The following is a 17449-nucleotide window of genomic DNA, read 5'->3' on the forward strand; positions in this document are numbered from 1 at the left end:
GGGCCAGCGGTCTGTCAGCATCCGGTTCATGATCTATGAAAGGGGCGTCGCCGCCCTCGTCCGGTGAGCGTCTTCGCGCAGCGGGAAGCTGCCGACATCCGTGCGGAATGGCTCGGGCATCTGCTGTCCACCGAGCCCGCCGACCGTCCGGCGGCCGAGGCCGCCATCTCCGAGCTCTACCGGCTGATCGGGCTCGATCCACCGCGATTCCACTGGGTCGCCTCCCCTGTGTCCGCCCTGGAAACCGTCCCGCCCGGCGTGCGGCTGCGGGCGTCCGAGACCGTGGACCGTTTCGCCGACTGGCCCCAGCCACTGGGTTTCCGCAGGCTGATCAGCGAACTGACCGCGCAGCTCGACGTCTGCGTCCTCCGGGGCTACCGCCCACTGGACCTGATGTTGAGGCAGTTGGTCCGAGCACCGATCGCGGTTTCCGGCAGCAGCACGCTTGCCATGGCGCTTTGGTCGGTTCAGAGGACGGACAGGCGGAGCGACTTCTGGTACGCGGCTCTTTGCGCGTCCTGGTCCGCCCACTATGACGCGGTTCGCCGGACGTCCGGTGTGGTTTTCACGCCCGAACAGAACCGTCTGCTCGACCTGTGGGCGACGTTGGCCAGGTCCTGCGGCTGGTGGTGGCCGCGCGAGGACGTCTGCGTCGTCTCCGAGCGGCCCGTCGAGATCCACACCGAGGTCTGGGGCGACGAAGGGCAGGTGCGGCTTCATCGCCCGGACGGTCCCGCGTTGCGCTTCGCCGACGGCTGGACCGTGCACGCCTGGCACGGCACGAAAGTGCCGTCCTGGGTGATCGACGACCCGGACGTGGAACGGATCACGCGGGAGACCAACGTCGAGGTCCGGCGGTGTGCGATCGAGAAGATCGGCTGGGGCGACTACATCGACCGGGCCGGGCTGCGGCTCGTCGCCGCCGCGCCCGATCCCGGCAACCCCGGCTCGGAGTTGCGGCTCTACGACCTGCGCGAGCAGACCAGGGTGCTTCTGGCCGTCAACGGCTCCGTCGAACGCGATGGACATCGCCGCCGGTACGGGCTGACCGTGCCGGGCGGCATCGAGGACCCGATCGCCGCCGCCGGATGGACCTATGGGCTGTCCGCCGACCAGTACTCACGACTCGTCCGACGAACCTGAGGTGATTGAGGTGATTCCCATGACCGTGACTCTCGCGTCCCTTTCCCAGCAGACCGGGCTCGCCGTGCTCGACCATCTTGAACAGTCGGTGAGCATCCCCGTCATCGACGGGCTCCAAGCCCAGGGCGACCTGATCGTCATCCCCTTGTCCGAAATCTCGGCGTCTTTGTCGTTCTTGCCGAACGTCACCTGGACGGACGTGCCGCCCGAGGGCGTCGAGTTGCTCCGGGGCGAGGCCGGTGGCAACCCCCACACCCTCGTCGCCGAGCCCCACACCTGCCGCTGGACGAAGAGCGTGTCGGACGGGGGCGGCCTCACCCTCGGCGTCTTCGAGGCGTCGGCCCCCGTCTACCTGCTTCATCCCGAGCACGGCGCCTCCGGCTGCACACCGGGCCGCTACGCCATCCGCCGCCAGCGCGAATACACGGCCGGCGGATGGGGCTCCCGCCTCGTCGCCGACTGAACCATCGGCGCGGCATTCACCGACGGGTTCCAGACTGTCGGGCCGGGCTCATGTGCGAAATGAGGAACGCCGTCGCCCTCGTCCTTTCCGGGCGGGGGCGTTGGCGCTGGCGTCGGCCTTTGCCCGCCTGGACGTTGCGCGTGGCCACCACCGTCAACTTCTGATGGTCCTCGGCCCTGCGGCAAGATCTGAGAATGCGCTCAGCATCTGACTCAGGTGAGTGAGATGAATGAGGGCCTTTCGGGCCTGGCCTTGGCGCGTCTTTTCTTTTGCGGTCTTCTCTGTGGCGTTTCTTGCGGTTGGTCGCCTGCTGCCGGTTGCTCACGGTGGGGTTCCTTAGTGTTGAGCGCGTGGCTGAGGTCTTTTTTTATCGGTTTAGTCTGGTCGCTGTGGGTGGGTGGCTGAGGTGGCCTTCCGAAGGTGGGAGCGCTCGTTTCGCTGTGTCGCCGGTTGCTGTCACGTTGGTTGCGGTTATGGTTCGGGTGGGGTGTTCATCTGCCGGTTCGGTGCGGGGTGCTGTCGGTGCCGCGCTGCGCGCGGAAAAGCGGTCTGCGAGGACGGGTGGTTGCCTTGGGGTGCTGGTGATGGCAAGCCTGGAGCGTGTGCTTGATGCGTGACGCATGCGCGGGCTGGCCATTTCGTGGCGCAGGCTGGAAAAGGTGGTGACAGTAATGTGGCGTGTCCGGATTGTCTGCCGGTATTGGCGGGGGAGTCGCCTATGATGGGGGATGGGAGTTCGGGTTGGAGGTGAACGGTGGTGTCAATGTCGGCATCGGTCACCGCAATTGCGGGTGGGCGGCGTGAATGGGAAGACCGGGAGTGGTTCCCGCCCGGACCGCAATTGGCGATCTGCCTGTCCGGCGGGAAGAACCGCCTGGACGATCTGACCGACGATGAACTGCTCCAGGTCGCGGCGGCGGCCCGGCGGCAGACCTCATGGGCGCAGGCGCGGGAACTGGCCGCGATCGCCGAACTCACCCGTCGCCACACCGCCGATGAGGACGCCGGTGACCCCGACTACCGGATCCTGTCCGCCCGGGAGTCGGTCACCGAAGAGGTCGCCGCCGCACTGACCGTCACCAGCAACACCGCCGCAACCCTGGTCCACCTCGCCGAACAGTTGACCGGCCCGCTGGCCGAGACGGGCGACGCGCTGGGCGCAGGGCAACTCGACATGGCCAAGGCCCGCGTCATCTGCGATGTCACCGACCGCCTTCCCGAAGAGGCGGCCGGTCGGGTGCAGCGCGCCGCCCTGGAGAAGGCGTCCGGGCAGACCACGGGGCAACTGCGTCGCCGCATCAGGAGGATCGCGCAGCGCCTCGCACCCGAAGCGATCGAGGAACGCAAGCGGGAGGCGACCAGGCTGCGGCGGCTGGAGGTGTGGGACACCTCGTCCGGTACCACCGACCTGGCCCTGTGCGACCTGGCCACCGAGGACGCCCACGCCATCTACAACAAGATCACCGCCGCCGCGCACGGCATCAAGACCGACGGCGACACCCGTCCCCTGAACGCCATCCGCGCCGACCTCGCCGCACAACTTCTGCACGGCGTTGAACTTCCCGACGCCATCCGGACCGTCCTCACACAGACGCGCGACGACACCGACCCTGCGCCTCCCGAGGAGGACGAAAGCCCCGCCATCGGTCGTGACTGTGCATCACCCAGTCTGCCGGTGCTGCATGGCCACACCGAAGCCGTGCCGGGCGGCGGCTCTGTGCCATCGTCCGCGGTCGCCGTCCCCGGTCAGCGCTCGGGTAACGTCCGAGGACTCGACGGCGAGGCCGTGACCTACCGGAACGGTGACCCTTCGCCGGCTTGCTCCCCCCAACCGGGCAGTGGGACGGACGCCGGACCACCCTTTCCGGGCACGCGAACCGAATCGGGCGGCACGTCCGACGATCTCGGCATCGCAGCGCTGACGGACGAGGTGGATCGACGCTTGAGACACGTGCACGCACGCGTCCAACCCTGTGAACTGCCTCATGCCATCCGGCAGGCGGTGCAGCGCATCCACGGCCAGTTCTCAGACGCTCGCGACGCGGCCTGTCGGGGTGGCGACGAGGTCCACGGCAGACCCGGCTACCGGCCCTCCGCGGCGATGCGGCGAGAGGTCGAAGCCCGCCACCAGACGTGCGTGTTCCCCACCTGCAACCAGCCCTCACACCGCTGCGACCTGGACCATACGGTGCCCTGGCGGCCCGGAATCACGTGCCGCTGCAATCTCGCACCTCTTTGCAGACGCCATCACAGGCTGAAACAGCGCACGGACTGGAGACTCTTTCAAATCTGGGCCGGACTGCTGATCTGGGTCACCCCGTCAGGCGCCTGGTACATCGTCCACCCCGACCGGCAGTGATTCCGGCACCCCCACACGGCAGAACAGAACGGGGAGAACCACACCGGCCCCGGCAGGACATCCGCCGGGGCCGACAGTGCCGGATCAGAGATCGAGAGTTCCCGCCTTGGCCTGGGCCAGTAGCCCGGCGAAGGCGGTGCGGTCGATAGTGAGGTGGCCTGCCTGGGGATCCTTGCTGTCACGGATGCCGATGAGGGCGGACCCCCGCGCGACTTCCACGCACTGGCCACTCGCGCCGCCGCTGTGGCTGCTTTTGCGCCAGTGGGCGGATGAGAAGTCGGTCGTCTTCACAGTTCCTCCAACGCCTTGCGGATTGCGGCCTGCGAGTCCTCGGCGTTCAGCGCCTTAGACCTGATCAACTCAAACAGTATGCCAAGTTCGGCGACATATCCGTCATCGTCGATCAGGCGCCCGCGTCCACCCGCAGATTCGGCGTAGGCCGTGTCCGGCTCGCCCGCGGAGGACAAGATCATGAATGCGCCCTCCGGGCAGAGTTCGGCGTCCTCCGGTACGACGTGGATGTGGACGTGGGGCAGCTCTGAGAGCGTCAGCAGGTGATCGAGTTGAGCCCGCATGACTTCGGGACCGCCGAAGGATCGACGGAGTACAGAGGCGTCGAGGAGCGCAGTGATCACGAGCGGGTTTTCTCGCTTGAGGACCTCCTGTCGTCCCATTCGCTCGGTGACGAGGTTCTCCAGCTTCTCGGGGTGCTGGCCCGCGCGAAGGACGGCACGCGCGTAGTCCTCGGTCTGGAAGAGGCCGGTGATCACGAAGTTTTCGTACAGTTTGATCAGGTCGCAGTCGGCCTCGGCGTCGATGAACTCGGGGAAGCCCGCCGGGAGGCCGGTCTCCTCGATGACGCGGGGATAGAGGGCCTCGAAGAACTGGTCCAGGCCGAAGACCTCGTCCAGCTTCTGGCAGACCTTGAAGGTCGGGCGGCGGGTGCAGAGTTCGATTCCGCTGACCAGGCTGCCCGAGATGTGGATTTTTGTCCCAAGTGTGGGTTGTGACCAGCCTTTTTCCTCTCGGTGCCGCTTGAGGTGAAAGGCGAAGAATGCTCGGGCCGATTCAGACGGGGGCGGCGTCGGCATGAGAACCCTTTCTATCCGCACAGGGCTTTGTGTGGCCCCTGTATCGCTTGTGGAGACGGACTTATGGCCGAGAGTAACCGGGATGGCTGAGGATTGGAGGCCGAAAAGGAAATTCCCGAACGGCAAAGAGGTCGATCATGGATTTTGTTAAATGCTTCACCGGCGGCAATCTGATCCCCCAGCGTGAGCGGGTCCTCTTCCTGGCCCGGCTGGCCACGTTGTTCGTCCCGGTCACCGGGCTGTTCACGGCGTTCACCGCGGTCGACGGCTACCCCGTCCTCAACGTGATGCCGTTGGAGATCCCCGGCCGCGCGGCAACGGTCGGGTGTGGATACCGCGAGGGACAGTGGTGGTTCTGTTACGCACGCACCGGCGAGCAGATCCGGCCGGTGAACGAATTGGGCGCGGCCGCGCACCAGATCCGGGCGGACGTGGAACGGGCGGCGCCATGACGGACGGGCACGTGTTCGTGGCCGCGCTTGCGCAGCTCCTGCAGGGCCACGGGTACACGGTGAAGAGGACCCGTGAACGTCGGCTCCGGGTCACCGACGGGCCGGATTCGCGTGGTGTGGAGATCGAGTGCCTGCCCCGTGCCGACGACGCGGATCGCTGGTGGTTCAGCTGGGGTGGTGGCATCTGGATGTGCGAGGGAGATCATCTGACCGACGCTCTGGTCCAGGTGAAGACGGCCTTGCGTCGTGTGCCTTGACCGGGACCGCCTTGGCTCCCGGGTCAGCGGAGGAAGACCGCGTGTTCGGGGAGGTGCGGTGTGAGTGTCGGGGGGAGTTGGGCGAGGGCCGCGACCTCCTCGGCCGAGCCGAAGCCGCCCACGTCGTCCCGCAGCCGTACGATGCGTTCGGCCAGGTCCGGTGTCATGTGGGGGATGGTCATGCGCGCGGACGCGGGGGCGTGGTTGATGTCGACGAGGCCGCCGTCGTCGACGTTCCTCGGCAGGTCGGGACGGCCGATGCGCATCTCCCACGCCGTTTGGGGCGAATTCCGGGCGATGTCGGCCGCGCGGGCACGCAGGTCGCGGCGGTGACGTGCCTCACGCTCGGCCTGTTCGAGGGGATCGGGCCGGGCGGACGCGGGGAAGATGCGGCGCCTGATGACCAGGGCGTGGGTCGTGCCGATCAGAATCGACGAGAGATTCGCAAGGACGAACACCGTGTCGGCGGTGGTGCCCGCCGCGCTCTCGGACGTCGCGACCAGTCGCGACTCTGTGTCCTGGTCCGGTCCCCGTCATGGCGGCGCTCCTCGGCCGCTACTGATTCGACGTGCAGCGACACGCTCCGGTTGACCGAGGCTTTCAGGTGGGGGTCAGCTGGTGTTCAGGTGGATTCGGGCCCAGGAGTTGTTCACGTAGCCCTTGGGGTTCCACAGGTGGGCAGGGGATTCGGGTTGGACCGCGCCTGTGGAGTCCCAGGCCCTTGCGGTGACCTCGACTTCGCCCTCGGGGAGGTTCACGGTGGTGTGCCAGTGCTGCCACATCCACGGTTCGTCCCCCGCGTCCAGGTCCGCTTGTGCCCAGGAGCGGCCGCCGTCCAGGGAGACGTCGACCCGGGCGACGGTGCGGTCGTCGCCGGCCAGGGCGTAGCCGGTGAGACGGGTGGGGCCGGGCGGCAGACGCGCGCCGTCGTCGGGGCTGAGGATGTCGCAGTTCAGGGCGATGGGGCCGAGGGAGATGCCGTCGCCCGGCCCGGCGCGGCCGGGGTCGGCCTCGGCGGGAAGCACGCGGTAGGCGGTCGCCTGGAAGTAGTTGCCGGACGGTTCGGCCCGTGCGGTGACGCGGGTGAGCCATTTGACGCTCCGGGCCCCGATCCATCCGGGGACGATCACTCGCAGGGGGGCGCCGTGGATCCGGGGGAGCGGACGGCCGTCCATGGCCCAGGCCAGCAGCACCTCCGGGCTCAGGGCCTTGCCGGTGGGGATGGAGCCGCCGTACGGCTGGGGCGGGTCGGCGAGCGGGGAGACGTCCGGGGCGGCGAAGGCGATGTGCGCGGCGTCGGGGCGCAGGCCGGCGTGTGTCAGGACGTCGGCCAGGCGCACCCCGCTCCAGTGGGCGGTGGCGGTGGCGCCCGGACCCCACGGGGCCTCACCGGGAATGTCGCGGACGTCGATCAGGCCGGCGCGGCGGTTGCCGGCGCACTGCAGCGTCGCCGTCACCTCGACCTCGTCGAACCGCTCGCGCAGGTCTTCCAGGGACAGTTCCAGCCTGTGCCGCACCAGGCCGTCCACGGTCAGCCGCCAGGTGGCCGGGTCGGCGCCGGGAATGGGGCCGTGGTTGCGGACGTAGAACGCGTCCGGTGGCGTCGTGCGGTACCCGGCCAGCGCCGTGCGGGGCGGCTCGGCGTTGAAGGGCTCCCGCTGGTGTACCAGCATGTCGTCCCGCTTCCCCCATGGACTCATGCTGTCGGGGTACCCGTTCCGTGCGGTTGAAGCGGTCCGTGCGCAGGTCGACCCGGGGGTGCGAAACGCGTCTTTACGGGTACGGCAGGCCCCAGTGTCCGAAGCGACGTCTGCCCGGCCGTTCGTTGGGGCGGGGCCGGACCGAGAGGCGAAGGGTGGCCATGGCCGTCAATTTGATGATCAAGGATCGTGAAAGCCCCGCCCCGGCCGGACGGGGCAAGGGAGGCCGGCTGGCGACCCTGGAGCAGGGCGCGAACCTGCTGCAGGAGGCGACCCCGCTCAAGGGCTTCGACGTCTATGTCGTCGGCTTCCACTGCGCGAAGGGAGAACCCGACATGCAGATGGAAGCCCACCACTACTGCCGCGTGGTCAACGACGACCTGCTCCAATGCGTCGTTTTCGACGGCAACACCAAGGACGCCAACCTCGTCGGCATCGAGTACATCGTCTCCGGCCGCCTGTTCGAGACGATGCCCGCCGGGGAGAGGCCCTACTGGCACCCGCACAACTTCGAGGTGCTGTCCGGGCAGCTCGTCGCGCCCGGCCTGCCCGACGCCGCCGAGAAGGCGCTCATGAAGCAGCTGATGAACTCCTACGGCAAGACATGGCACACCTGGCACACCGGCGGGCGGACGGGCACGGATCTGCCCTATGGCGATCCGAAGCTCATGTGGTCGTTCAACCGTGACGGTGAGTGCGACGAGGAACTGCGCCGCGACCGCAACGAGGCCATGAGTGTGGACACCGCCGCCAAACGTGCCGACCGCCAGTCCTTCCTTGGCATCGCAAGGCCCCAGTGGGGCGTCGACGAGATGAAGGACGACTTTCCCCACACCGCCCCCATTCCAGGCGTCACCGACGTTCGTGACGCAGGCGAACCCGGCACCAAGTCCTGACCTGGAGGGCGGCCCGATGTTCTTCCAGCAGTTCTACCTCGAAGGTCTGGGGCATGCTTCGTACCTGCTGGGGTCGGAGCAGACCGGAGAGGCGCTGGTGTTCGATCCCCGGCGGGACGTCGAGGACTACCTGGCGCAGGCGCGCCGCCAAGGGCTGCGCATCCGGTACGCGCTGGACTCCCACGGCCACAACGACTACCTCTCCGGGGTGACGCAGCTCGCGGTCCGCACCGGCGCGGAGGTGTTCGGCGCGGCCACCGCGGACCTCGGCTATCGGCACCGGCCGCTGCGCGACGGGGAGCAGTTCGAGATCGGCGAGATCGGCATCGAGGTGCTGCACACCCCCGGGCACACCCCCGAGCACATCAGCCTGCTCGTCCACGACCGGGACGCCGGCTCGGACGAACCGGCGCTGCTGCTGTCCGGCGGTGCCCTGCTGGTCGGTGATCTGGCGCGGCCCGACCTGCTCGGCGGGCGTGCGGAAGCCGAGGAGGCCGCCCGCGCCCTCTGCGCCACCGTGCAGCACAAGATCCTTTCTCTTCCCGACCATGTGGAGGTCTTCCCGACGCACGTGGCCGGGTCGCTGTGCGGCGGAAGCATCGGAAGCCGGCTGTCCACCACGGTCGGCTACGAGCGGCGCACCAACGCCCGGCTCGCCGATGCGGGCGACACGGCCCGGTTCGTCGAAAACTGCCTGTCCCTGGAGGACCTGCCCGCCGTCCCGCCGTACTGGCGCAGGATGCGCGCGAGGAACCTGGCGGGAGTCGAGCCCATCACCCTGATCGAGGAGCCGGCCGCTCTGCCGGTGGAACAGGTCAAGCAGGCCCGCGACGACGGCGCCGTGGTGCTGGACGTGCGCGCCCCGGAGGCGTTCGGCGGGGGCCATGTGCCCGGCGCGCTCAACGTCGGCCTCGGCTCGTCCTTCGCGACCTGGGCGGGGACCGTGCTGCCGGAGGACGCCCGCGTGCTCCTCGTCTTGGACCGGCCCGAGGATCTGTGGACGGTGATCTGGGACCTGCTGCGCGTCGGCTACGAACCGCCCATCGGCTGGCTGTCCGGCGGCATGGCCGCGTGGCGCACCGCCGCCGAACCACTGGGGCGCGTCCCGCAGATCACCGTCCACGAACTCCGCGACCGCCTGCGGGCCGGCGAGGTGAACCTGCTGGACGTCCGCCAGCCCGCCGAATGGTCCGCCGGACATGCCCCCGGCGCCGCCTTCATCACCGGCGCGGACCTGCCCGAACGACTCGGCGAGGTGCCCGGCGGCAAACCTCTGGCCGTGACGTGCGGTTCCGGGTACCGCTCCTCGGTCGCCGCGAGCCTGCTGGCCGGGCACCGGGACGTGCCGGTCCTCAACGTGCTCGGCGGGATGACGGCGTGGACGGCCGCCGGTTTTGACCTCGACCGCACTTGAGGTCGTACGTTCGGGCGGCGAGGTCAGACATCGTCCGAAGGGGATCTCCATGACCACGACCGTTCCCGTCACGGTACTGGGGCTCGGCCAGATGGGATCGGCCATCGCCGAGACCTTCGTCAAGCGCGGCCATCCGACAACGGTTTGGAACCGCACCGCCGGCAAGGGCGCGTCCCTGGCCGGTGTGTCGGTGTCCGCGAACGCGGCCGAGGCGGTGCGCGCGAGCCCGCTCGTGGTGGTCTGCGTCCTCGACTACGACGCCGTCGACGAGGTTCTCGCCGGGGTCGGCGGCGCGGTCGCCGGCAAGGCGCTGGTGAACCTCACCAGCGGCTCTCCCGGGCGGGCACGGGCGACCGGACGGTGGGCGGCCGAGCACGGCGCCCAGTACATCGACGGCGGGATCATGGCCGACCCGCCGGATCTGGGAACGTCCAACGCGTTCATCTCCTACAGCGGTTCCCGCGAAGCGTTCGATGCCCATGAGCCGACGCTGCGGGAACTGGGCAACGGCACGTTCTACGGCACCGACGCAGGATCGGCGTCCGTGGAGTTCATGGCGCAGGTCGCGACCGGATACGAGTTGCTCATCGGCTTCCTGCACACCCTCCGGCTCGTGCAGGCGGAAGGGGTGGATCCGGCGGAGTTCGCCGAGCGTGTCGCGGAGTCGATGGCCGCCGGCTATCCGCCGCTGATCACCGCGATCGGGAAGGCGGTCCGCGACGGCGAGTTCCCGCCGGACCTGGGCCCCCTGTCGGTGCAGGCCGCGCTGATGGACGATCTGATCGACCACCGGCGGTCCCTCGGCGTCGACGTGACGCGGATGCGCGAGGTCAAGACGCTCATGGACGAGCGGATCGCCGCCGGCCACGGCCACGAGGGTTTCTCCAGCCTGTTCGCTCAGCTGCGCGGCTAGGCGACCTCCACGAAGCCCAGGCGGTCGTACAGGAGCCGGGCGCGGCGGTTGCGGCGGGTCACGGCGAGGGACAGGGTGTCGTGGCCCTGCTCGGCGAGGGTGTGCATGACGGCTTCGATCAGGCCGCGTCCGATGCCCCGTCCCGCATGGGACGGGCTGACGAACAGGAACGCCAGGAGCGGAAGGTCCTTGTAGAGGGTGACGAGGGCCCCGGCGACGGGACGCCCCTCGGGATCGGCGACGAACGACGCTTCGCGCAGGAAGGTGCCGTATTCGCCGTCCAGGGTGAGCTGGATTTCGCGTTCCGCGCCTTCGGGGTCGCCCACGTCGGCCTCGTCGGGTGTCCCCCGGTAGGCGTCCCACATGAGGGCGGCGAGCGCGGGGACGTCGTCGTCGGCGAACAGGCGGAAACCGCGTGCGGGCGGGGGCGCCGCGCGCAGGGACGCCTGGAGGCGGCTGCGTACCGGTGCGCCGAACGTCCCTGATGACATGGTTTCGAGTCTAGGCCGTGCCCCCGCCGGGTCCCGGCGGGGGCGCGCGGGCGTCAGCGCTTGTAGCGGCGGCCGTGGATCATGTTGATCAGGCCGAGGACGCGGGCCATCTCCTTCTCGGTCCGCTCGAAGGACGTCAGGTTCATCGTCGCGAACCGCTGCCGGGTGATGGCCTTCGGGCGGGTGAACTCGCGCAGGCCGTCCGCGCCGTGGATGCGCCCGAAGCCCGACTCGCCGACGCCGCCGAACGGCAGGGCGGCGACCTGGGCGAACGCGGCGAACGCGTTGATGGACGTCATGCCGGAGCGCATCCGGCGGGCGACGTCCATAGCGCGGGACCTGTCGCCGGAGAAGATCGTCCCGGCGAGGCCGTAGCTGGTCCGGTTGGCCTTCTCGACGGCCTCGTCGAGGTCCTTGACGCGGTGGACGGTGATGGTCGGGCCGAACGTCTCCTCGCAGACCGCGGACGAGTCGTCCGGCACGCCGGTCAGCACGACCGGCTCCACGTACGGCTTGCGGACGGACTCGGCGCCGCCCACGACGGCCGTGCCGCCCTTGTCGAGGGCGTCCTTGATGTGGCGTTCGATGATGTCGAGCTGCGACGGCATCGTGATCGGGCCGTAGGCGGCCTCGCGGTCGAAGCCGGGACGCAGGTCGCGGGCCTTGTCGGTGAGCTTGCCGAGGAACTTGTCGTAGGCGTCGTCGACGACGTAGATGCGCTCGACGCCGATGCAGGTCTGGCCGGCGTTCGACATGGCGCCCCACAGGGCGGCGTCGGCGGCGGCGTCGAGGTCGGCGTCGGAGTCGACGATGCAGGCGTCCTTGCCGCCGCACTCGGCGACGATCGGGGTGAGGTTCTCCGCGCAGGCGGCCATGACGCGCTTGGCGGTGCGGGCCGAGCCGGTGAAGGCGATCTTGTCGATGTCGGGGGACGAGGACAGCGCCGCGCCGGTCTCGCCCAGCCCGGTGACCGTCTGCAGGACGGGGTGCTCGGGGACGACGGCGGCGACCAGTTCCTCAAGGAACACGCCGACGCCGGGGGTGAACTCCGACGGCTTGAACACGACGGCGTTGCCGGCGGCGAGCGCGTAGGCGATCGAGCCAATCGGGGTGAAGATCGGGTAGTTCCACGGGCCGATCACGCCGACGACGCCGAGCGGCTGGTACTCCAGCACGCACTTCTGGTTGATCGCCATCATGCCGGGGTAGACGGTGCGCGGGCCGAGGGTCTTCCGGGCGTTGCGGGCGGCCCAGTCCAGGTGGGAGATCGCCATGATCGTCTCCAGCTGGGCGTCCTGCAGCGGCTTGCCGGTCTCCTGGTGGATGAGCTCGGCCATGCGGTTGAGGTTGCGGGCGAGCGACCCCTTGACGTTCAGCAGCCGCAGCCGGCGCTCCTTCCAGCCGAGGGCGCGCCACCACCCGGCCGCCTCCCGGGCGCGCTCGACCGCCGCGGCCACGGCGGCGGCGTCCTGGACGGGATGCTCGGCGACGACCTCGCCGGTGGCCGGGTTCAGGGACGCGAAGGTTTCGGCGCTCTCCGTGGCCACGGACATGGGGAACCTCCCGGGAGGAGCCTGGTAAGTGGTTGCTTGCAGAGATGTGCTCGCTAGTAAATCACCCTATGTCCCGGGTGGGCACCCCCGGCCTCACGTCGTCAGTTCTGCCACCACTGGAAGAGCGAGTGGCCGAACTGGATCGGGAACTCGTCCAGCCCCAGCGCGCCGGTGAGGTTGAAGATCACGTTGAAGAAGGCCCCGTTGACCGGCCCCAGCCACAGCAGGGCGATCAGGATGAGGAAGGCGTAGCCGCCGTACGGGGCGACCTTGTCCACCCACCGGCGCGGCAGATACGGTTCGATGATCCCGAAGCCGTCCAGCCCGGGGACCGGCAGCAGGTTCAGAACCGCGGCCGTGACCTGCAAGAACGCCAGGAACGCCACGCCCAGCCAGAACACGCCGTGATCCTGGTGGGCGAAGTTCTTGTACAGCACCGCCAGCATGATCGCGAACAGCGCGTTGGACAGCGGGCCGGCCGCCGAGATCAGGCTGTGCCGCAGCCTGCCCGGGATCCGGTGCCGCTCGATCCAGACGGCGCCGCCCGGCAGGCCGATCCCGCCGAGCACGATGAACACCACCGGGATCAGGAAGCTGAGCGTGATGTCGGAGTACTTCAGCGGGTTCAGCGTCAGGTAGCCCTTGGAGACGACACTGCGGTCGCCCGACCGGTAGGCCATGTAGGCGTGCCCGAACTCGTGCACGCACAGCGACAGCATCCAGGCCGACAGGACGAACCCGAACAGCGCCAGCCGCGCGGGCTTGGCCGGATCCTCCCCGTACCGCCAGGCGATCAGGCCGCACAGGACCGTCGCCCCCACGATCGCGAGGAACACCGGGCTCGGCCGGACGGCCGCACCCCCCCGCGTCCCGTGCGCAGTCCCCTCCATCGCCCTGGCCCCTCTCGCCCACGCCGTTCCGCCGGTGCCCCGACCGGTCTTCGAAGCTACCTTCTCGCCGGAGTCACGGTGCCGCGATCACCGGAACGACATAGGTGCGCAGGAAGCGGCGCAGCCCGTCGGCGTCCCGGTCGCGGTCCATGACGATCAGCGAGGTGATGATCCGGAAGAGGAACTCCACCGTCCCCTCCACGTCGATGTCGGCCCGCAGCGTCCGCTGCCGCTGTGCCTGCTCGAAGTAGGGGCGCACATAGTCGCAGCACAGCGCCAGGATGTGCTCGGCCGCGCCCGCCACCGCCGCCTGCATGTGGCCCGCCGCCTCCGGCACGAGGAAGTGCGCGACGGTCGGTTCGCCGCGGACGTACTCGACCGCGTCCATCGTGCCCTCGACGATCGCCTCCGGCACCGACCGCTCCCGGCGCAGCCGCTCGGCGAGCCGGTCCAGGAACCGGTGCAGGTCGCGGACCAGCACGGCCAGGATCAGCTCGTCCCGCCCGCCGGTGACACTGCGGTACACCGTCGCCCGGGACAGCTTCGCCGCGGCCGCGATGTCCTCGACCGTGGTCTTGGCCACGCCGAAGCGGCCGAAGCACTCCTGCGCGGCCTCGATGATCCGCTCGCGCGTGGCGTCGGTGCTGACCGGGGGCATGCCTGCAGATTACCGGCCGCGCGCCGACCCTCAGTCCAGGGAGTATTCCAGGGTCCAGGTGTGGGCGCCGTCCTCGGTGACGGTGATCTGGCCGGTGCCGCGGATGCCCGCGAGCTCGCCGGTGCCGGACGTGGGGACGATCAGCCACCGCAGCCACTGCGTACCGGGCGTCCCGTCCTCGCTGCCCGCGCTGTGCTGCAGGACGAACGCGCCCTCGCGGCCGTGCAGGATGCCCTGGACGTGCTCGACCCCCACGTAGGCGACGGGCCCGGCCGCGGACTCCACGGTGATCAGTTCGGTCGTGCTCGTCCCGACGAGATCGCCGTGGAACGTCTTGCGGACGGTGACCCGGGTCAGTTTGGTCCCGCCGCGCTCGTCATAGGGCTTGTCGGCGTCCCAGGCGTCGATGTCGAAGCTGCCGCCGGCTTGGAAAGTCATGCCCGCAATGATGCCGTCCGCACCGGCGCCGCGGGAGGTCCGATCAGAACAGGGTGCCCTCGTGTTCGATGCCGCGCAGCGCGTCGTAGTCGAGGGTGACGCAGTCGATGCCGCGGTCGGTGGCGAGGACGCGGGCCTGCGGCCTGATCTCCTGCGCCGCGAACACGCCGCGGACGGGCGCGAGGTGCGGGTCGCGGTTGAGCAGCTCCAGGTAGCGGGTGAGCTGCTCGACGCCGTCGATCTCGCCGCGCCGCTTGATCTCGATGGCGACCGTGGCACTGCCCTCGTCCCGGCAGAGGATGTCGACGGGGCCGATCGCGGTGGGGAACTCCCGGCGGATCAGCGACCATCCGTCCCCGAGCGTGGTGATGTGCTCGGCGAGCAGCTCCTGCAGGTGCGCCTCCACGCCGTCCTTCTGCAGGCCCGGGTCCACGCCGAGTTCGTGGCTGGTGTCGTGCAGGATCTCCTCGATGGTGAGGATGAGCCGCTCACCGGACTTGCCGTGCGTGACCGTCCAGCGGGCGATGGCGCCGTTGTCCTCGTAGCTCTCCTCGCGCAGCGAGCAGGGCGGGTTCATCCAGTTGAGGGGCTTGTAGGCGCGGTCGTCGGCGTGGACGCTGACGCTCCCGTCCGACTTGATCAGGATCAGGCGGGGGGCCATCGGCAGGTGGGCGGTGAGCTTGCCGGCGTAGTCGACGCTGCACCGGGCGATAACGAGACGCACGCCGCCCAACTTTAGCGGCGCGGCCGGGCGCGCGGGCCGGATCGGCCGCGGACGGCGAGGGCGGCGACGGTGGCGGGTCGCTAAGGCGGGACGGCCGCGGATCTAAGGCGTCGTGCCGATGTGGGGGCGGACGCCTTAGGACGAACCTCTTGGATGTCGGGCCCGTCCGTGGGCCCGGAATCCAAAGAGGAGGGGCCGTGTACCACCACGACATCATGCAGTCGATCATGCGGGAGCGGGCCCGTGAGATGCGGGCGGAGGCGCGGGCCGCAAGGGCCGGCCGGCTGGCGCGCCTGGCCCGCGAGTTCTGGGCCGACCAGGCCGAGCGCGGCGCGGCCCGCCCGGCCCGGCGGCGGCCGTCCGAGCACGGTGCGGCGCCCGCACGGTGACCCGCCCCCGGCCGGAGTGTCCGGCCGGGGGCGGCGCGTAGCGAAATGAAAATCTTTGTCAAGCCTGGAATTCTCCGGGCGTCGTGATTAGCGTCGCGTGTGGGAGTCATCCTCCGTCTGGCGAAAGGACCCCCGCATGTCTCTTGACGTGACCCCGGAACTCCTGGAGACGGCGCAGAAGGGCGAGGTCGGCGACGCGGCGTTCGTCGAATGCATCAGAACGTCCCTCCCGTACGCGTGGGACATGATCAGCGGGCTGGTGGCGCGGCTGCAGGTGGACGGCGGAGACTTCGCCGACAACCTGACGCCGCCGCCGGACGAGCAGGCCCGCGGTCAGCTGCTCCGCGTCCTCGCGAGCGACGCCATGCGCGGCACCCTGGAACGCTACTTCGGCGTCAGGCTCGCCTTCCAGAACTGCCACCGCGTGGCGGTCTTCCCGGCCGGCGAGTCGGACGCCCACCGGACGTTCGTGACGGCCCGCGAACAGATCCTCAACCAGTCCCCCGAACTCCGCGACTGCTGACCGCTTCGCCGACCTGCGGCGTGCCGCCCTTGAGAACGGCCTCATCAGGGCGACACGCCGCAGGTCAGCGTGTGGCGGCGCGGACCTTGGGGAGGACGTCGGCGCCCAGGCGGGCGATGTTGTCCAGGGTGGCGGCGCGGGAGCCGGCGGCTTCGACCAGCAGGATCAGGTGCCGGATTCCGGTGCGTTCGACGGTGGTCACGAGCGATTCCACGCAGTCGTCCGGTGAGCCGACGGGATGCAGATCGCACATGAGGCGCGTGTAGGCGACGGGGTCACGGGACGGCCGTGGACGGTCGTCGATGGGAACGTATCCCTCCAGCCCTGGGCCCAGCCAGCGCGGCATCTCGTCCATGAGGGTCTTCACGGCTTCTTCGCGTGTGTCGGCGACCTGGGCGACATGGGTGGAGATGTGCGGAGCCTCCGGGCGGCCGTGGCGGGCGACGGCGGCGGCCTTCTCGTCGGGTCCGACATGCATTCCCAGCAGCATCGGCAGGCCGCGTTCTGCGGCGAGCGCCTCGGTGGCGGGGGATGTGCACGCGACCGCCACCGGGGGCGGGGCAAGCGCGCGCGGGACGACCGGAACCTCGCGGAAGCGAAAGTGCTCGCCGGACCATGCGACCCGGTCCGAGCGCAGCCAGGACAGAAGAAGGTCGAGGGACTCGGCGAAGCCCTCCTCATAACGGGGGAGACCGGTGCCGAACACCTCCAGGTCCCGCCACGGCCCGCCGCGTCCGACGCCCAGGCGGAAACGGCCGCCGGACAGCAGCGACAGCATCGCCGCCTCCTCGGCCAGTGCCACCGGGTGCCGGGTGGACAGCACGCTGACCGCCGTCCCGACATGGACGCGGCCGGTGAGCGCCAGGATGTGCCCGGCGAGGACGGTCGCCGACGGGACGACCCCGTAGGACATGAAGTGGTGTTCGGCCAGCCAGACGTCGTCGAACCCGGCCCGTTCGGCGGCGGCGGCGGCTTCGACGGTCCGGGCCAGGGCGGCGGCGTCCCGCTGGGGACCCGAGCGGGAAGTTTCGTTGGGCGGGTGGCGGGTGGCGAGGAGGAAGATTCCGAGGCGCACGTCCCCGTCGTACCCGCCCT

The 17449-nt window shown here is 69.7% G+C and carries 21 protein-coding genes; 10 read left to right on the forward strand and 11 right to left on the reverse strand.

Translation table 11 applies throughout. From position 1 onward, the window contains the following. Positions 1 to 63 precede the first annotated feature (63 nt). The 3 genes from ACGFK0_RS24165 to ACGFK0_RS24175 all read left to right on the forward strand — a co-directional run bounded on the left by ACGFK0_RS24165 (position 64) and on the right by ACGFK0_RS24175 (position 3965). On the forward strand, positions 64 to 1143 hold the full coding sequence (locus ACGFK0_RS24165; RefSeq protein ID WP_392908378.1) for a DUF6745 domain-containing protein: 1080 nt from the start codon (positions 64 to 66) through the stop codon (positions 1141 to 1143). Between the two features lie 19 nt (positions 1144 to 1162). Continuing rightward, positions 1163 to 1606, forward strand: coding sequence for a hypothetical protein (locus ACGFK0_RS24170; protein ID WP_392908381.1), 444 nt, complete (start codon positions 1163 to 1165; stop codon positions 1604 to 1606). A 763-nt stretch (positions 1607 to 2369) separates the two neighbouring features. Further along, the gene (locus ACGFK0_RS24175; RefSeq protein WP_392908383.1) at positions 2370 to 3965 is read left to right on the forward strand and encodes a DUF222 domain-containing protein; all 1596 of its coding nucleotides are present in this window, start codon (positions 2370 to 2372) and stop codon (positions 3963 to 3965) included. Between the two features lie 84 nt (positions 3966 to 4049). On the opposite strand, the gene ACGFK0_RS24180 is transcribed toward ACGFK0_RS24175, so the two are convergent. Beyond that, positions 4050 to 4256: a DUF397 domain-containing protein gene (locus ACGFK0_RS24180; RefSeq protein ID WP_392908385.1), complete on the reverse strand. Its 207-nt coding sequence runs from the start codon at positions 4254 to 4256 to the stop codon at positions 4050 to 4052. Then, positions 4253 to 5056 carry a helix-turn-helix transcriptional regulator gene (locus ACGFK0_RS24185; RefSeq protein ID WP_392908387.1) on the reverse strand — a complete coding sequence of 268 codons (804 nt, stop codon included), beginning with the start codon at positions 5054 to 5056 and terminating at the stop codon, positions 4253 to 4255. The genes ACGFK0_RS24180 and ACGFK0_RS24185 overlap by 4 nt, the downstream gene beginning before the upstream one ends. A 137-nt stretch (positions 5057 to 5193) precedes the next feature. On the opposite strand from ACGFK0_RS24185, the gene ACGFK0_RS24190 reads away from it, so the two are divergent. Together ACGFK0_RS24190 and ACGFK0_RS24195 are read left to right on the forward strand one after the other, a co-directional pair. Continuing rightward, the gene (locus ACGFK0_RS24190; RefSeq protein ID WP_392908389.1) at positions 5194 to 5508 is read left to right on the forward strand and encodes a hypothetical protein; all 315 of its coding nucleotides are present in this window, start codon (positions 5194 to 5196) and stop codon (positions 5506 to 5508) included. Then, positions 5505 to 5765 carry a hypothetical protein gene (locus tag ACGFK0_RS24195; protein WP_392908391.1) on the forward strand — a complete coding sequence of 87 codons (261 nt, stop codon included), beginning with the start codon at positions 5505 to 5507 and terminating at the stop codon, positions 5763 to 5765. Before ACGFK0_RS24190 ends, ACGFK0_RS24195 begins: the two co-directional genes overlap by 4 nt. A gap of 23 nt (positions 5766 to 5788) precedes the next feature. Here the strand turns inward: ACGFK0_RS24195 and ACGFK0_RS24200 are convergent, their stop codons facing one another. Together ACGFK0_RS24200 and ACGFK0_RS24205 are read right to left on the reverse strand one after the other, a co-directional pair. Then, positions 5789 to 6223, reverse strand: a complete 435-nt coding sequence (locus ACGFK0_RS24200; protein ID WP_392908393.1) for a ComEA family DNA-binding protein — start codon at positions 6221 to 6223, stop codon at positions 5789 to 5791. Between the two features lie 153 nt (positions 6224 to 6376). Next, positions 6377 to 7465 (reverse strand): sulfite oxidase, encoded by a 1089-nt coding sequence (locus ACGFK0_RS24205; RefSeq protein WP_392908396.1) that lies wholly within the window; start codon positions 7463 to 7465, stop codon positions 6377 to 6379. Between the two features lie 161 nt (positions 7466 to 7626). Between ACGFK0_RS24205 and ACGFK0_RS24210 the strand changes: the two genes are divergently transcribed. The 3 genes from ACGFK0_RS24210 to ACGFK0_RS24220 are packed head-to-tail and all read left to right on the forward strand — an operon-like array spanning position 7627 to position 10688. Further along, positions 7627 to 8361 carry an OBAP family protein gene (locus ACGFK0_RS24210; protein WP_392908398.1) on the forward strand — a complete coding sequence of 245 codons (735 nt, stop codon included), beginning with the start codon at positions 7627 to 7629 and terminating at the stop codon, positions 8359 to 8361. Between the two features lie 16 nt (positions 8362 to 8377). Further along, positions 8378 to 9775 (forward strand): rhodanese-like domain-containing protein, encoded by a 1398-nt coding sequence (locus ACGFK0_RS24215; protein WP_392908400.1) that lies wholly within the window; start codon positions 8378 to 8380, stop codon positions 9773 to 9775. Between the two features lie 49 nt (positions 9776 to 9824). After that, a complete protein-coding gene (locus ACGFK0_RS24220) occupies positions 9825 to 10688 on the forward strand; it encodes an NAD(P)-dependent oxidoreductase (RefSeq protein ID WP_392908402.1) in 864 nt (287 codons plus the stop codon). Here the strand turns inward: ACGFK0_RS24220 and ACGFK0_RS24225 are convergent. From ACGFK0_RS24225 to nucS, 6 genes are all read right to left on the reverse strand, one after another. After that, complete coding sequence (locus ACGFK0_RS24225; protein WP_392908405.1) at positions 10685 to 11179, reverse strand: GNAT family N-acetyltransferase; 495 nt, start codon at positions 11177 to 11179, stop codon at positions 10685 to 10687. The genes ACGFK0_RS24220 and ACGFK0_RS24225 overlap by 4 nt on opposite strands. A gap of 53 nt (positions 11180 to 11232) precedes the next feature. After that, positions 11233 to 12732: an aldehyde dehydrogenase family protein gene (locus ACGFK0_RS24230; protein ID WP_392908408.1), complete on the reverse strand. Its 1500-nt coding sequence runs from the start codon at positions 12730 to 12732 to the stop codon at positions 11233 to 11235. A 101-nt stretch (positions 12733 to 12833) separates the two neighbouring features. After that, the gene (locus ACGFK0_RS24235) at positions 12834 to 13622 is read right to left on the reverse strand and encodes a site-2 protease family protein (RefSeq protein ID WP_392908410.1); all 789 of its coding nucleotides are present in this window, start codon (positions 13620 to 13622) and stop codon (positions 12834 to 12836) included. Positions 13623 to 13695: 73 nt separating this feature from the next. Then, on the reverse strand, positions 13696 to 14280 hold the full coding sequence (locus ACGFK0_RS24240) for a TetR/AcrR family transcriptional regulator (protein WP_392908413.1): 585 nt from the start codon (positions 14278 to 14280) through the stop codon (positions 13696 to 13698). A gap of 30 nt (positions 14281 to 14310) precedes the next feature. Next, a complete protein-coding gene (locus tag ACGFK0_RS24245) occupies positions 14311 to 14718 on the reverse strand; it encodes a DUF3224 domain-containing protein (protein WP_392908415.1) in 408 nt (135 codons plus the stop codon). 43 nt (positions 14719 to 14761) lie between these two features. Beyond that, the gene (nucS, locus tag ACGFK0_RS24250) at positions 14762 to 15442 is read right to left on the reverse strand and encodes an endonuclease NucS (protein ID WP_358465711.1); all 681 of its coding nucleotides are present in this window, start codon (positions 15440 to 15442) and stop codon (positions 14762 to 14764) included. 197 nt (positions 15443 to 15639) lie between these two features. Between nucS and ACGFK0_RS24255 the strand changes: the two genes are divergently transcribed. Next, positions 15640 to 15831, forward strand: coding sequence for a hypothetical protein (locus ACGFK0_RS24255; RefSeq protein ID WP_392908419.1), 192 nt, complete (start codon positions 15640 to 15642; stop codon positions 15829 to 15831). A gap of 136 nt (positions 15832 to 15967) precedes the next feature. Further along, positions 15968 to 16354 carry an SCO5389 family protein gene (locus tag ACGFK0_RS24260; RefSeq protein WP_392908421.1) on the forward strand — a complete coding sequence of 129 codons (387 nt, stop codon included), beginning with the start codon at positions 15968 to 15970 and terminating at the stop codon, positions 16352 to 16354. Positions 16355 to 16418: 64 nt separating this feature from the next. On the opposite strand, the gene ACGFK0_RS24265 is transcribed toward ACGFK0_RS24260, so the two are convergent. Next, the gene (locus tag ACGFK0_RS24265) at positions 16419 to 17429 is read right to left on the reverse strand and encodes an LLM class flavin-dependent oxidoreductase (protein WP_392908424.1); all 1011 of its coding nucleotides are present in this window, start codon (positions 17427 to 17429) and stop codon (positions 16419 to 16421) included. Positions 17430 to 17449: the final 20 nt, after the last annotated feature.

It is taken from the genome of Spirillospora sp. NPDC048823 (assembly GCF_043198445.1).
In the GTDB taxonomy this organism is placed as follows: domain Bacteria; phylum Actinomycetota; class Actinomycetes; order Streptosporangiales; family Streptosporangiaceae; genus Spirillospora.

Coding starts and splice junctions, on each gene's coding strand:
- ACGFK0_RS24170 (WP_392908381.1), top strand. CDS start 1,163: ATGACCGTGACTCTCGCGTCCCTTTCCCAGCAGACCGGGCTCGCCGTG.
- ACGFK0_RS24175 (WP_392908383.1), top strand. CDS start 2,370: ATGTCGGCATCGGTCACCGCAATTGCGGGTGGGCGGCGTGAATGGGAA.
- ACGFK0_RS24185 (WP_392908387.1), bottom strand. CDS start 5,056: ATGCCGACGCCGCCCCCGTCTGAATCGGCCCGAGCATTCTTCGCCTTT.
- ACGFK0_RS24190 (WP_392908389.1), top strand. CDS start 5,194: ATGGATTTTGTTAAATGCTTCACCGGCGGCAATCTGATCCCCCAGCGT.
- ACGFK0_RS24195 (WP_392908391.1), top strand. CDS start 5,505: ATGACGGACGGGCACGTGTTCGTGGCCGCGCTTGCGCAGCTCCTGCAG.
- ACGFK0_RS24205 (WP_392908396.1), bottom strand. CDS start 7,465: ATGAGTCCATGGGGGAAGCGGGACGACATGCTGGTACACCAGCGGGAG.
- ACGFK0_RS24210 (WP_392908398.1), top strand. CDS start 7,627: ATGGCCGTCAATTTGATGATCAAGGATCGTGAAAGCCCCGCCCCGGCC.
- ACGFK0_RS24215 (WP_392908400.1), top strand. CDS start 8,378: ATGTTCTTCCAGCAGTTCTACCTCGAAGGTCTGGGGCATGCTTCGTAC.
- ACGFK0_RS24220 (WP_392908402.1), top strand. CDS start 9,825: ATGACCACGACCGTTCCCGTCACGGTACTGGGGCTCGGCCAGATGGGA.
- ACGFK0_RS24225 (WP_392908405.1), bottom strand. CDS start 11,179: ATGTCATCAGGGACGTTCGGCGCACCGGTACGCAGCCGCCTCCAGGCG.
- ACGFK0_RS24230 (WP_392908408.1), bottom strand. CDS start 12,732: ATGTCCGTGGCCACGGAGAGCGCCGAAACCTTCGCGTCCCTGAACCCG.
- ACGFK0_RS24235 (WP_392908410.1), bottom strand. CDS start 13,622: ATGGAGGGGACTGCGCACGGGACGCGGGGGGGTGCGGCCGTCCGGCCG.
- ACGFK0_RS24240 (WP_392908413.1), bottom strand. CDS start 14,280: ATGCCCCCGGTCAGCACCGACGCCACGCGCGAGCGGATCATCGAGGCC.
- ACGFK0_RS24245 (WP_392908415.1), bottom strand. CDS start 14,718: ATGACTTTCCAAGCCGGCGGCAGCTTCGACATCGACGCCTGGGACGCC.
- ACGFK0_RS24260 (WP_392908421.1), top strand. CDS start 15,968: ATGTCTCTTGACGTGACCCCGGAACTCCTGGAGACGGCGCAGAAGGGC.